The sequence below is a fragment of the Jejubacter calystegiae genome (assembly GCF_005671395.1).
Lineage (GTDB): Bacteria > Pseudomonadota > Gammaproteobacteria > Enterobacterales > Enterobacteriaceae > Jejubacter > Jejubacter calystegiae.
Window position 1 is genome coordinate 1610950 of record NZ_CP040428.1, and the last position, 13072, is coordinate 1624021.

The following is a 13072-nucleotide window of genomic DNA, read 5'->3' on the forward strand; positions in this document are numbered from 1 at the left end:
TCACCCGACGTTTGTCATACCCCTTTTTCAGTTTGTGGCATTCCCGCTCACAACGAGCCGGGAATGACACTTGGATTCAGGAAGTACAGTTGTTATGAAAAACAGAAAGTTCGGACTTGCCTGGCAGATTCTGCTGGCGTTAGTTCTGGGTATTATTCTTGGGAGTTTCCTCCATTATCAAAGTGACAGCCGTGAATGGTTGATCAACAATCTTCTGTCACCTGCGGGTGACATCTTTATCCACCTGATCAAAATGATCGTGGTGCCTATTGTTATCTCTACGCTGGTGGTGGGTATTGCCGGCGTTGGGGATGCCAAGCAGTTAGGCCGTATTGGCGTTAAAACCATTCTCTACTTTGAAGTGATCACAACGGTCGCCATTATCCTGGGTATCACCATGGCTAATGTCTTCCAGCCGGGCCATGGTATTGATATGTCTCAGCTGGCAGCAGTGGACATTTCAAAGTATGAAGCCACCACGAATGCCGTGGCGGACCACTCTCAGGGGCTGATGGGAACCATTCTGTCGTTGGTGCCTACCAATATCTTCGCCTCCATGGTGAAGGGTGACATGCTGCCGATTATCTTCTTCTCGGTACTGTTCGGCTTAGGGTTGTCATCGCTGCCAGCGAAAAACCGCGATCCGCTGGTGACCGTATTCCGCAGCGTTTCCGAAACCATGTTTAAAGTGACTCACATGGTGATGCGTTACGCTCCGGTGGGGGTCTTTGCGCTGATCTCGGTGACGGTAGCAAACTTCGGTTTCGCCTCGCTGTGGCCGCTGGCTAAGCTGGTTATCCTGGTTTACGTGGCGATTATCTTCTTCGCACTGGTGGTACTGGGGGCCGTGGCCCGCATCTGCGGTTTGCGGGTCTGGACGCTGATTCGTATTCTGAAGGATGAACTGATTCTGGCTTACTCCACCGCCAGCTCCGAAAGCGTACTGCCGCGTATCATCCAGAAGATGGAAGCCTATGGCGCGCCTTCATCGATTACCAGTTTCGTGGTGCCGACCGGTTATTCGTTTAACCTCGATGGCTCCACGCTGTACCAGAGTATTGCCGCTATCTTCATCGCGCAGCTCTACGGTATCGAGCTTTCCATCTGGCAGGAAATCACTCTGGTGCTGACCCTGATGGTGACCTCCAAAGGGATTGCCGGCGTTCCGGGCGTCTCCTTTGTGGTTCTGTTGGCGACGCTGGGCAGCGTTGGTATTCCGCTGGAAGGCCTTGCCTTTATTGCCGGGGTGGACCGAATCCTTGATATGGCGCGTACTGCGCTGAACGTTGTTGGTAACGCGCTGGCGGTACTGGTGATTGCCAAGTGGGAACACCGGTTCGATAAGAAGAAAGCGCTGGCCTATGAACGCGAAGTTCTGGGCAAGTTTGATACCACCGCACAGGGCTAACACAGCAGCAACACACAACGTCGGTTAAAGGCCCCCGCATCGTTATCGGTGCGGGGGGTTTTTATATTAGCCCGCCGCGCTTTCACGCAGCCTGGACTTCAGGTGCTGATACTCTTCCTGAACGTAACGCTCTGCCGCCTGCTGGTCGGCAATGGGCTCCAGACGGACCGCGCTGTATTTATATTCCGGCGTTTTGGTTAGCGGGCTCAGGTTTTCGCTCACCAGTTCATTACAGGCGCCAATCCACCACTGATAGGTCATATAGACCGCGCCGCGATTGGGGCGATCGCTGACCTGGGCACGAACAATCACCCGCCCTTTGCGCGACGTTACCCACAACAACGCTTCATCGTGAATGCCCAATCGTTCGGCATCGTCCGTATGGATCTGGGCGTAGCCTGGCTCGTCGGCCAACGCCGCCAGCGCCGCGCAGTTACCGGTCATCGAACGGCAGGAGTAGTGCCCCACTTCGCGCACCGTCGACAGCACCATAGGATAGTCTTCGCTAAGCTGATCCTGGGGCGGTAGCCAGTCGCAGGTGAAGAACTGCCCCAGACCGTTGGGTCGGTCGAAACGCCCTTCATAAAGCCAGGGGGTTCCCTGATCCTCGGGGGATTCGCTGCGGCATGGCCACTGAATGTAGCCCAGCTCGCCGATTTTTTCGTAAGTGGCGCCATAGAAAGAGGGGCACAGGTGGCGCATCTCATCCCAGATGGCCTGAGTGTTTTCATACTGCATCGGGTAGCCCATGCGGGTGGCGAGTTCGCTAATAATCTGCCAGTCGGTTTTCAGATCCCACTGGGGCTCGACTGCCTTAAAGAAGCGCTGGAAGCCGCGATCCGCCGCGGTATATACCCCTTCATGCTCGCCCCAGCTAGTGGCGGGTAGCACTACGTCTGCCACCGCGGCGGTTTTGGTCATAAAGATGTCCTGAACCACCAGTAGCTCCAGGCCGTCCATCGCTTCGCGTATCGCTGACAGTTCGGCGTCGGTCTGCATGGGGTCCTCCCCCATAATGTAAGCAGCACGGACTTCGCCGTGGGCCACGCGATGCGGTAGCTCACTGATGCGATAACCGGTTTTTTCCGGCAGAGAGGGCACGCCCCAGGCTTTGGCGAATTTGTCGCGGTTTTCCGCCACGCTTACCGACTGATAGCCCGGGAAAGTGTCCGGCAGCGCCCCCATATCGCAGGCGCCCTGAACGTTATTCTGGCCGCGTACCGGGTTAACGCCGGCATTGGGCTTGCCCAGGTTGCCCGTCAGCAGTGCCAGACTGGTCAGGGCGCGTACCGTCTCCACTCCCTGATAGAACTGAGTCACGCCCATGCCCCACAGAATGGTGGCGGTTTTGGCCGTGGCATAGAGCCTGGCGGCCCGGCGAATGTCGGCGGCGGTGACCCCTGTCACCTCTTCTACCGACTCCGGCGTATAGCGGGCGACGATCTCACGCCAGGCGTCGAACCCTTCTGTGCGTGATGCGATAAAGGCGCGATCCTCCAGTCCCTCTTCAATAATCACGTGGGCCATGGCGTTCAGCAGCGCGATATTGGAACCATTGCGTAACTGAAGGTGGAGATCGGCGATGCGGGCGCTCTCAATACGCCGCGGATCGCAGACAATAAGTTTCGCGCCTTTCTGTTTTGCCCGAATCACCCGGTTGGCGATAATCGGGTGTGAATCTGCCGGGTTATAGCCGAAGATCAGCAGTAAATCGGTATCCTCAATCTCGGTGACTGAGTTGCTCATAGCGCCATTGCCTACTGACTGGTGCAGACCTGCAACCGAGGGGCCGTGTCAGACGCGCGCGCAACAATCGACGTTATTGGTACCGATGACGGCCCGAGCGAATTTCTGCATCAGATAGTTGGCTTCGTTGCCGGGCCCCCGGGAAGATCCGGTGGTCATAATGGCGTCGGGGCCGTACTTTTCCCGTACCGCCAGAAATTTGTCGGCGACATAATCCAGCGCTTCCTGCCAGGAGACCGATTCCAGCTTGCCGCCACGGCTCTTGCGAATCATTGGATTTTTCAGACGGGGCGTCAGGATCTGGGTATCGTTAAGAAAGTCCCAGCCATAGTAGCCTTTCAGGCACAGCGTGCTCTGGTTGTTCCTGCCAGGAGCGGGTTCGGCGCCGACGACTTTGCCATCGTCGACCAGCAGATGCATTTTGCAGCCAGAGGCGCAGTAGGGGCAGACGGTCATAACCTTGTTCATGGTGAATCACTCCCTTGTAGCCTGTTCTGGCGGTCGTCAGCCGCCTTATGGTATGAAGTTCTCCTTGTCTGATGCATCTTCTGTGCCATGCATTTCAGACTGATATCGGGCATGATAGCGGAGAGAAAAGCAGCAATTCCCTGATTGAAAACATGAAATTGGATACCCCTAACCGTTAACGGCAAGGAGCATGGAGATGAAGGATGTGATAACGGCGCGGCCTGTCGCGCTCGATGGTGTATGTAACGTTCGGGATCTGGGAGGCTACCCGGTGCGCGAGGGAGTCATTCGCCCGGGCCGCCTTTTGCGGGGCGCAGATCTCAGCATGCTTACGCTGCCAGGTCAGCGGCAGATGGTTCAGCTGTCAGTGAACAGGATTATCGATCTGAGAACCGATGGTGAGGTTGCGGAAGCGCCCGATCGCTATCCCGAAAGCGCACGACTGGTGCGGCTGGATGTGCTCAAGGCGGTGATGGAAGGGCACAGCGCCGATCCGAAAGAGATGGTGGCCCGGCTGGGTCAACGCGACCCGACTCAGATACTGCTTGAGGTCTACCGCGCATTTATCACCGACGCCGCATGCCTGGAGGCCTGGCGCGGCTTCTTTAACACCCTGCTGGAGTCCGAAGATGGCGCAGTCTATTTCCACTGCACCGCCGGAAAGGATCGTACGGGATTTGCCGCGGCGCTGGTACTGCTGGCTCTGGGCGCGAAAACGGAACTGATTGTCGCCGATTACCTGCTTAGTAACCGCTATCGCAAAGAAGAGAATCAGCGGCTGCTGGCGAAGTTTATGGCGTTTGCGCCGGACAAGCGGCCAGAAGAGATCCTGACGCTACTGGAGGTGCAGGAAGCCTGGCTGCAAAATGCGCTGAATGCGATGGACGACGGTTACGGCAGCGCCGACGCCTTTCTGCGCGATGCGCTGGGCATCGGCGCGCAGGAACGCCGGCGGCTGACCGAACTGCTGGTGGTGGCCGGTTAAAAACAGAGCCAGATAAACCGGCTCTCCAGGCCTGAGGCCAGGCCATCGAACGCCGGTAGCGCCATTATGCCCAGTAGCCCCAGGGCGCACAGCAGGCGGAGCGATAGCGACGCCATCATCCCTCCTCGCGCTCATGCTCCTGCTGCACTTTACGCAACAGCAGCCACATGCGTACCGTTCTTACCGCCACCTTCCGTGCCGCCGTCGGCTCGGGAGCAGGATCCGGGGCAATGTTTTCCGTCGCGTGGCGGGCAGTACGGTCGGCGCCGTTAAGCACCAGGTTCGCTACAATGGCGGTGACGGTGCCGATGGTAATACCGCTGTGCAGAAACAGCTGTGCCATTTCCGGCAGTTGGCTGAACAGTCCGGGTACCAGTACCGGCATCAGGCCCAGTCCGAGCGTCAGGGCAACCACCATTCCGTTGTTATTGTTGCGATAGTTTACTTTACCCAGGGTGCGGATGCCGGATACTGCCACCATACCGAACATCACCACGCCCGCGCCGCCGAGTATTGGTTTCGGAATCATCACCACCAGCGCGGCCATTTTGGCGAACATTCCCATCAAAATGAGAATGCAGCCCGATACTGCCACCACAAATCGGCTACGCACGCCAGTCAGACCGATAAGTCCGACGTTCTGGGCAAAGGCGGAGTAGGGAAAAAGATTAAACATGCCGCCAATGGTGGTTGCCAGCCCGCAGGCGGTCAGCCCCCGACGCAGCATCGCCTGGTCGGCTTTCCTGCCGACGATTTCTCCGGTCGCCATCATAGAGGACATGGTTTCCACCATCACTACCACCATCACCATTGAGAGCAGCACGATAGGCAGCAGATGAAATTCAGGGGTTGCAAAGCGCATCAGGCGCGGAAAGTTAAGCCAGGACGTTTGAGAAACCACCTGGAAATCGAGAGGATTAAAAAAGCCCCACAGGATAGTGCCGATAATCAGGCCGATCAGCACGGCGATATTTTTAATCAGACCTGATGCGAAGGTGTAGATATTGAGGATAATCACCAGAGTAATAAAGGCCATAATCAGCGATGTCATATTGCCGAAACTTTCCATATCGCTGCTGCCGCCGCCAATCCAGCCGCCAGCGACGGGCAAAATCGACAGTCCGATAAGCGTGACGATGGCCCCCATGACGACTTTGGGAAACAGATGTACCATTCGGCAGATCCAGGGGGCGCAGAGTAGCGTGAAAATGCCAGCGACGATCACCGCACCTGAAATGCCGCCGATACCGTACTCCTTACCGATGAGCACCATGGGCACCAGTGCCGCGAAGGTACAGCCTTGCACTACCGGCAGGCGGCAACCTATCCACTTTCCGATCCCCAGCGCCTGAATAATGGTGGCTGCGCCGCAGATAAATAGATCGGTGCTGATCAGCATGATCACCTGTTCGGCGGATAGCCCCACGGCGGTGCCGACAACCAGGGGGACTGCGACGGCGCCAGCGTACATCACCAGCACATGTTGCAGCCCATAAAGAATCATCTGGCCCGGAGGCAGAATTTCATCAACCGGGCCTGGTGATATCAGGGATTTCGTAGGGTTCAGGGTGGATTCTTTCATCGAATATTTTTCTCCTGTACGGCCCAGATAACAGCTATGTGGGCTACGATTCGAAGGCGTGCTGCCTCCCTTAGGTACGTCGTTATCCGGAACGCGTAAATACGGAAAACGCAGGAAACAGAATGCGTAAGCGGTGCCAGATTGCTGTCTGTGGCGGCATTTGATGGATGAACTGTGAAAATCGTCACGCAAATAGCCATAGACTGGCGAAAACAGGAGGAGGAATGTGGATAGCGCGGGAGAGGATTTTTCACTGGCGGCTATCACAATGAGAATGAATAAATCGTATTGATGGGGAGTCATACCGGAATAAAAAACAGCGGCGGGACAGAGTCCCGCCGCCTGGGAGCCTGGCTGAGATCAGAGTTCCGCCATGCGTTGCCACATTTTTTCTGCCACCGGGCGCGCCTCTTCGTATAGTCGGGCGGCGTCAAAGGAGAACTGGCGATCCTCGTAGATCATGCTGCCCGCCACCATCACGCTGTGAACGGACGCACTGCTCAGGCCAAAGGCAAAATGGCCTGCCAGGTTTTCCGGATACAGCGGTGTGGGGGCCGGGTAATCGCAGATGGTGAGATCGGCGGTATAGCCCTTTGCCAGACGCCCGAAAGGCTGGTGGAAATTGCGTTCCAGCAGTTGATTGCCGCTGTGAAGCATATTCAGGAAATCGGTTGGCCATAGGGGGCCACCTGCATCGCGATGCTTAAAGTAAGCGAACTTCAGCTCTTCAAACATATCTGAGCCGATACCATCGGTACCCAGCGCGACGTGCCTGAGCATCGACAGATGCGGGTTATAGCCGACGTTGTTATTCATATTTGAGCGGGGGTTATGCGCCAGGAACGCGTGGCGTTCATTAAGCAGCAGCACATCGTCGGGTGAAAGCCACAGGCCGTGAGCAATCAGGCTTTTTTCCCCCAACAGACCATATTGATCCAGGCGGGCTAGCGGCTCCATTCCGTACTTATCACGGCTCCAGGAAACGTCGTAACGATCTTCCGCAACGTGAATATGCAGCCCGCGGCCGGTAACTTCGCAGGCTTCATGCAGCAGTTTCAGTCCGGCATCGGGTACCGTAAAGGGAGCATGGGCACCGATATGCGCCTCAACCAGATAATCATCTGGGGCTTTTTCTTTATCGCTATCAATCAGTTGAGCGAAGCGAATGTTCTCTTCCACGCCCGCTTCCAGCTCCTTCAAGCCGCCGTTGCGATCGGTGGTTTCAAAGCAGGTCATACCGCGCAGGCCAACGGTGATAAAGGCTTCGCGCAGCAGCGCCAGCGAACCGTGGATAAACTGCGGCGAGGCATGGTGGTCGATAACGGCAGTACAGCCGCTGCGCACTGCTTCCAGCGCGCAGATCACGCCACTGTAGTAGAGCGACTCTTCATCCAGCGCGCGATCCAACCGCCACCACAGGTTTTTCAGGGTGGAGATAAAATCGGGGCACGGGGCGATGGGGGCGAGAATGCCCCGCGACAGACCGGAATAAAAGTGATTATGGGCGCATACCAACCCCGGCATCACCAGCTTGCCGGACATCTCCTTCACGGGGGCATCGGGATAGCGGGTTGCCAGGCCAGGGCCGACATCAATGATGCGCGATCCCTGAATCAAAATGTCGATGCCGGGCGTCACCTGGGCCGGAGAAAACTCAACGGCGGTACAGTTTTTTAGCAGTAGCATAAGGGTTATTCCTCCACGGCGCCCAGCAGATAGCCATGATGTTGCCGGGTGTAGTTGATAATCCGGTCCATCTGCGCCAGCGTGTCTGGCAGACCGACAGGTTTTCCGTTTTCATCAAGCGCAAACTGCCAGGTGCGTCCATCCTGACGAATATGTATTTGCTTTCCGTCCAGCAGGAAACCCGGGTTATCGCTTTGCTCAAAATCTTTTGCAAGGCTAAAGACCGTAACCTTGTCCTTGTAGGGTTTGCCTTGCCACGGACAGAACTGGGCGCAGTTACCGCATTCGTTGCACAGCGCGTCCAGGTGAAGGATCTGCTGGCGACTGTGGAAGCCTGGTACCGGAATGGCGATATTGGCGCGGTTGGGGCAGACATCCACGCACTTACTGCACACGTAGTTGCAGGAAAGACAGCGCGACGCTTCCTGGCGGGCGAACGCATCCGGCGCGTCGGGCGCTATTTGGCGCACGGCGATGGCGCCTTTACGGCTGTAGATCTCCAGGGGATCGGTATTCATGGCGTCGCGACGGGTATGGGTCACGGTAATATTTTCACGTTTAAGGATGGTGTCACAGGCCTTACGTGCACCGCCGATGGCGCCCACGATAGAGGCCGGGCCGCTCTGTACATCGCCAATCAGAAAGACGTTCGGTAGCGCGGTTTCCAGCGTTTGAGGATCGACCGACGGGGCGTCGCCATTATTGCTCTCCAGCCCCATGGCTCGCAGTGCCTGCCAGTCCGGAGATTCGCCGGTCGCGGTAATGAGCGCATCGAAGTGCAGGGTGCGCTGCTCATCGGTGGGCAGCGGGCGGCGGCGCCCGCCTGCGTCGGGCTCGCCCAGGCGCATTACCCGCAGATGCAACTGACCATCGGCATCGTAGCGTTCCGGGTTCACCAGCGTCACGAAGCGCACACCGTCCCGTTCGGCTTCTTCAATCTCTTCAGGCCAGGCGGGCATGGCGTCCCGATCCCGGCGGTAAACGATGGTGGCGCCGGTGACTTCCGGTAGCCGCAGCGCTGCACGGGCGCAGTCCATAGCGGTATTACCGGCGCCGACAATGGCGATTTCGCCACGCAGGGGCGGTGGGACATCGCTGTTAAAGGTGCGCAGGAAGTCGAAGGATCGCCAGATGTTAGGGTTGTCGCCTGCGAGTTGCAGCACATTGCTCTGGCCTGCGCCAGTACCGATGCAGATATAGTGGAATCCCTGCTGGCGTAGCGTGTCTATGGTCAGGTGCGGGTCGCTGTTGTAGACGAATTTCACCCCGTGATCGGCAATAAAGTCGATATCCTGCTGTACCAGTTCCGCTGGAATACGGAAACGTGGCACGATGTTTCTGACAATACCGCCAGCGTTGGCCTCGCGTTCGAACAGGGTTACCGGATGTCCGGCCCGTGCCAGGAAGTAACCGGCCGCCAGACCTGCTGGACCGGCGCCTATCACCGCCACCGGATGGCGATTGCCGGTACCTGCTGGCTTATGCCAGCGGCGACGATATTCCTCCCAGCCTTTTTCCCGGGCAATCTTTTTAATGGCCCGGATATTCAGGGCGTTCTCGTAGTCCATACGGGTACAGTTAAACTGGCACTGGTGATCGCAGATATGGCCGGTAATGGACGGCAGGGCGTTGCGTTCATAAATCAGCGACAGGGCATCGGCATAGCGCCCCTGGCCTGCCAGCCGCAGATATTCCGGGATATCCTGCTTAATGGCGCAGGCGGTGACACAGGGAGCGACGTAACAGTCTACCAGCGGTAGCGCCTCGCCAGTGTCGATCTCCTCTTTGCCTTTCCAGGCTTTCTGGGCCCAGTCGGCGCTCAGTGCTTTATCCGCCAGGCGGTTTAGCGCGGCAACGTTGATCCCGTCGTGTTGCCAGTCCTCAAGCTGTGACAGCAGACGGGCACATTCGGCCATGCGCAGATAGCCGCCGGGTTTCAGCAGATCCGTTGCCATGGTGATGGGGTGGATACCGGCGCTGAAGATATCGACGATGTTGAACTGGCTGGCGCCGCCGGAATAGGAGATGGGCAGGCGGCCATCAAAATGGCGCGACAGCATGGCCGCCACGTTAATGGAGAGCGGGAACAGCGCTCGTCCGGACATATACATCTCATCACCGGGCAGTACGCCTTTATGGTTGCGGGCGCCCAGAGTGTTGGTCAGCTTCACGCCAAAAGAAAGCTTTTTCTCGGCGCCCAGCGCTATCAGGCGTGTCAGCATCTCCAGCGCCTGTTCTGCCTGGAGGTCGTGACTGAACGACTCCTCGCTGAGGGAGATATAGTCGAAGCCGTTACCGTCGAGGATGGCCCGGACCCGGGCGTAACCCAACAGGGTGGGGTTGAGCTTCACGTAGGTGTGGAGGTTCTTTTCCGTCAGCATATAGCGGCAGATGGACTCAATTTCATCCGGTGGGCAGCCATGCATGGTGGAAAGCGTTACGCTGCGTACCATGCGCGGTGAGATATTTTCCGGCAGCTCGCGCAGCGCCCGGGCATCGCCTTTGGCCAGCAATTTCCAGCCGCCCCGGGCGATAAACTGCGCCAGTTCCTGACGGTAGCGGCCAAATTTGCTGTTTTTTCCAGCATCCATCATCTCGTCGATAAATTTCTGCATCGGCGGTTGGGTGATGCCCTTAAGGTCGTAACCGACGCTCATATTGAAGATAAATGAGCGCCCCTGCAGCGGCCCACGTGGGGAGAGCAGCGTTTCCAGCAGCCAGAGCGCCATCCAAGCCTTCATATACTCGTCCCAGGCTTTCTCCAGCGTGTACTCGGTGGACCATTCGGTGTTAAAGGCCTCATCGCTGGCGTCGATACAGGGTTTTTCCAGCTCCAGACGGTCAAGGATCTGCACCGTTTTCAGTTCGATAAAACTGCCGCCGGTCAGCCAGGCGACGATGATATTAGGGGCCAGTTGGGTGTGTGGGCCCGCTGCCGGGCCTACGGGGGTGTCGCAGGTTTCACCGAACAGCGAAATCTGGCGCGAGGGATCGCGGGTATAAAATTCGGTTTCGGGAATGCCAAAGATGGCACCCGTCTCTTCATATTCAGCGCAGATGCGCGTTAAAAGCTCACTAAAAGGAATGGGACGCATGATGTCAGCCATACATTGCTCCTTGCTCTGTTGTTCTTTTGTGCCCGGCGCGGTGCCGGTGCCGGAGGATCGCAGCTACCGGGAAGCAACATCTGAGCCAGTGGTGCATCTGTGGCGGATTTCGCGCCGGTATCGTGACTGGATTCGCACTCTGCACGGCAAAAGCGGGTATGGGGCAGGGGAGCCTGGAGCGACTCTCGCAGGGTGAGACATTCTGGCCGCCGGGCCGTATCAAAATGATAAAATTCGGGGCGGATAGCCCGAAAATCGGGGGCGGCACAAGAGTTGCTTCTTTTTGGAATCTATTCCGGAATGACGAGGGCTCGTGTGATGACTATTTTTTCTACCCTGTCCCGCCTGGAGGCGGAAAACCGAAGCTTTGCCCTGTTGCAGATTGTGGAAAGCCGGGGCTCAACGCCGCGCCATTCCGCCTGCATGGTGGTGACAGAAGGCGGTGAGGTACATGGCACCATTGGCGGCGGCATGCTGGAACGGCTCGCTATTGAGCGTGCCAGAGCGGCGGTAGTGGAAGGTGCCTCCTGCCTGTTTCACGGTCGGCTGGCGCGTCAGGGAGAGAACGCGGTCGGTTCCGACTGTGGCGGCGCGGTGACGGTGCATATCGCCGTTTATCCCCGGCGCCCTGAGCTGTTTCTGTTGGGGGCCGGTCATGTGAATAGGGAGGTGGCCAGGGCGGCGCAGGCGCTGGATTTCCAGGTAACCGTGGCTGATACCTGGCAGGCCAACCTGGAGCATCCGGAACTACCGACAGCCTGTCGACGGGTGAGTGGTAAGGATTATGCCGCGATTGTTCCCCAACTGGGGCTGGATGAACAAAGCTATGTGGTGATCGCCACCAATCATGAAGACAGGGAAGCGCTGACCGGGGTCATCGGGCTGCCGGTACGCTATCTGGGCCTGCTGGCCAGTCGACGTAAGGCCCACCACTTCCGCAATGTTCTGCGTAAAGAGCTGGGGATGGCGGAACAGGAGATTGCGCGTCTGCATGCGCCGCTCGGTCTGGATATTCACGCCGAAACGCCCGCAGAGATTGCAATCAGCATTCTGGGCGAGCTCGTCAGTCTGTATCGCGGCCATCGGGTAACGCCGCAAGTGACACCGACAGACGGCGAAGCACAAGCCGCCGCCTGTCAGCAGGAGATTGCCGTTACTGGCTGATGATGGTGCCGGTTCGCCCGGCAATGCCGTCGCTGGCACGCGCCAGCAGGGTAATCAGCGCTTGACGGCCCGGGCGCGACTCCGCAAAGGCCAGTGCCGCTTCCACCTTTGGCAGCATCGATCCTGGTGCGAACTCGCCGGCGCGGATATAGGCGTGAGCCTGCTGGGGCGTCATGCTATCCAGCCACTGCTGCTGTGGAGTATTAAAGTGTACTGCCACTTTCTCCACCGCGGTCAGGATGATCAGCATATCCGCGTCTATGGCCTGGGCCAGTAACGCACTGGCACGATCTTTATCGATCACGGCGCTGGCGCCGCGCAGATGAGGCCCCTCCGCCACCACAGGGATTCCGCCGCCGCCGATGGCGATGGGTACCTGACCGGCGGCCAGCATCGCCTTAATGGCATCCAGCTCGATGATTTCGACTGGTTCGGGGGAGGCCACCACGCGACGCCAGCCGCGCCCCGGTTCTTCCCGAACCCGCACGCCTTGCCGTGCCAGCAGTTGGGCGTTCTCCTCGCTCAGAAAGGAGCCGATGGGTTTGTCGGGCTGGTGAAACGCTGGGTCGCGCTCATCGACCCGAACCTGGGTAATCAGCGCCGCCACGCCCTTATTGATACCGCGTTTGCGCAGCTCTTCACGCAGCGCATTTTGCAGATCGTAACCAATGTAGCCCTGGCTGAGCGCCACGCAGACCGACATCGGCAGTACCGGTGAATGGGCCGGAGTGTGGGCCGCAGACTCAAAAGCCTGATGGATCATGCCGACCTGGGGCCCATTACCGTGAGTAATTACCAGCTCGTGCCCTTCTTCAATCAGGCCAGCCAGCGCCTGTGCGGTGCCTTGTACTGCCTGCATTTGTTCTGCCAGATCTTTGCCCAGCGCGTTACCGCCCAGTGCAAGTACGATTCTTTTCTTCATGGAT

9 protein-coding genes are annotated in these 13072 nt (G+C 57.9%); 3 read left to right on the forward strand and 6 right to left on the reverse strand.

The window, feature by feature from the left end:
* Positions 1-94: 94 nt before the first annotated feature.
* Positions 95-1408 carry a glutamate/aspartate:proton symporter GltP gene (gene gltP / locus FEM41_RS07405; protein WP_138095370.1) on the forward strand — a complete coding sequence of 438 codons (1314 nt, stop codon included), beginning with the start codon at positions 95-97 and terminating at the stop codon, positions 1406-1408.
* Between the two features lie 66 nt (positions 1409-1474).
* Here the strand turns inward: gltP and fdhF are convergent, their stop codons facing one another.
* Positions 1475-3622, reverse strand: coding sequence for a formate dehydrogenase subunit alpha (gene fdhF / locus FEM41_RS07410; protein WP_138095371.1), 2148 nt, complete (start codon positions 3620-3622; stop codon positions 1475-1477).
* 196 nt (positions 3623-3818) lie between these two features.
* On the opposite strand from fdhF, the gene FEM41_RS07415 reads away from it, so the two are divergent.
* Positions 3819-4607 (forward strand): tyrosine-protein phosphatase, encoded by a 789-nt coding sequence (locus tag FEM41_RS07415; protein ID WP_168198771.1) that lies wholly within the window; start codon positions 3819-3821, stop codon positions 4605-4607.
* On the opposite strand, the gene FEM41_RS25040 is transcribed toward FEM41_RS07415, so the two are convergent.
* The 4 genes from FEM41_RS25040 to ygfK form a co-directional block, all read right to left on the reverse strand.
* On the reverse strand, positions 4604-4726 hold the full coding sequence (locus tag FEM41_RS25040; RefSeq protein ID WP_277752996.1) for a hypothetical protein: 123 nt from the start codon (positions 4724-4726) through the stop codon (positions 4604-4606). The two genes, FEM41_RS07415 and FEM41_RS25040, sit on opposite strands and share 4 nt — an antisense overlap.
* Entirely contained in the window at positions 4723-6189 is a 1467-nt protein-coding gene (locus FEM41_RS07420) for a nucleobase:cation symporter-2 family protein (protein WP_138095373.1), read from the reverse strand. The genes FEM41_RS25040 and FEM41_RS07420 overlap by 4 nt, the downstream gene beginning before the upstream one ends.
* Before the next feature lie 360 nt (positions 6190-6549).
* The gene (ssnA, locus tag FEM41_RS07425) at positions 6550-7875 is read right to left on the reverse strand and encodes a putative aminohydrolase SsnA (protein ID WP_138095374.1); all 1326 of its coding nucleotides are present in this window, start codon (positions 7873-7875) and stop codon (positions 6550-6552) included.
* Positions 7876-7880: 5 nt separating this feature from the next.
* Positions 7881-10982, reverse strand: coding sequence for a putative selenate reductase subunit YgfK (gene ygfK / locus FEM41_RS07430; protein ID WP_138095375.1), 3102 nt, complete (start codon positions 10980-10982; stop codon positions 7881-7883).
* Positions 10983-11300: 318 nt separating this feature from the next.
* Here ygfK and FEM41_RS07435 point away from each other — a divergent pair, with 318 nt between their 5' ends.
* Complete coding sequence (locus FEM41_RS07435; RefSeq protein ID WP_138095376.1) at positions 11301-12146, forward strand: XdhC family protein; 846 nt, start codon at positions 11301-11303, stop codon at positions 12144-12146.
* On the opposite strand, the gene arcC is transcribed toward FEM41_RS07435, so the two are convergent.
* Positions 12136-13068: a carbamate kinase gene (arcC, locus tag FEM41_RS07440; protein ID WP_138095377.1), complete on the reverse strand. Its 933-nt coding sequence runs from the start codon at positions 13066-13068 to the stop codon at positions 12136-12138. The genes FEM41_RS07435 and arcC overlap by 11 nt on opposite strands.
* Positions 13069-13072 lie beyond the last annotated feature (4 nt).

Excerpts from the sequence above, each read along its gene's own strand:
- FEM41_RS07415 (WP_168198771.1), top strand. The coding sequence starts at position 3,819 with ATGAAGGATGTGATAACGGCGCGGCCTGTCGCGCTCGATGGTGTATGT.
- gltP (WP_138095370.1), top strand. The coding sequence starts at position 95 with ATGAAAAACAGAAAGTTCGGACTTGCCTGGCAGATTCTGCTGGCGTTA.
- ygfK (WP_138095375.1), bottom strand. The coding sequence starts at position 10,982 with ATGGCTGACATCATGCGTCCCATTCCTTTTAGTGAGCTTTTAACGCGC.
- FEM41_RS25040 (WP_277752996.1), bottom strand. The coding sequence starts at position 4,726 with ATGATGGCGTCGCTATCGCTCCGCCTGCTGTGCGCCCTGGGGCTACTG.
- FEM41_RS07420 (WP_138095373.1), bottom strand. The coding sequence starts at position 6,189 with ATGAAAGAATCCACCCTGAACCCTACGAAATCCCTGATATCACCAGGC.
- ssnA (WP_138095374.1), bottom strand. The coding sequence starts at position 7,875 with ATGCTACTGCTAAAAAACTGTACCGCCGTTGAGTTTTCTCCGGCCCAG.
- arcC (WP_138095377.1), bottom strand. The coding sequence starts at position 13,068 with ATGAAGAAAAGAATCGTACTTGCACTGGGCGGTAACGCGCTGGGCAAA.
- FEM41_RS07435 (WP_138095376.1), top strand. The coding sequence starts at position 11,301 with ATGACTATTTTTTCTACCCTGTCCCGCCTGGAGGCGGAAAACCGAAGC.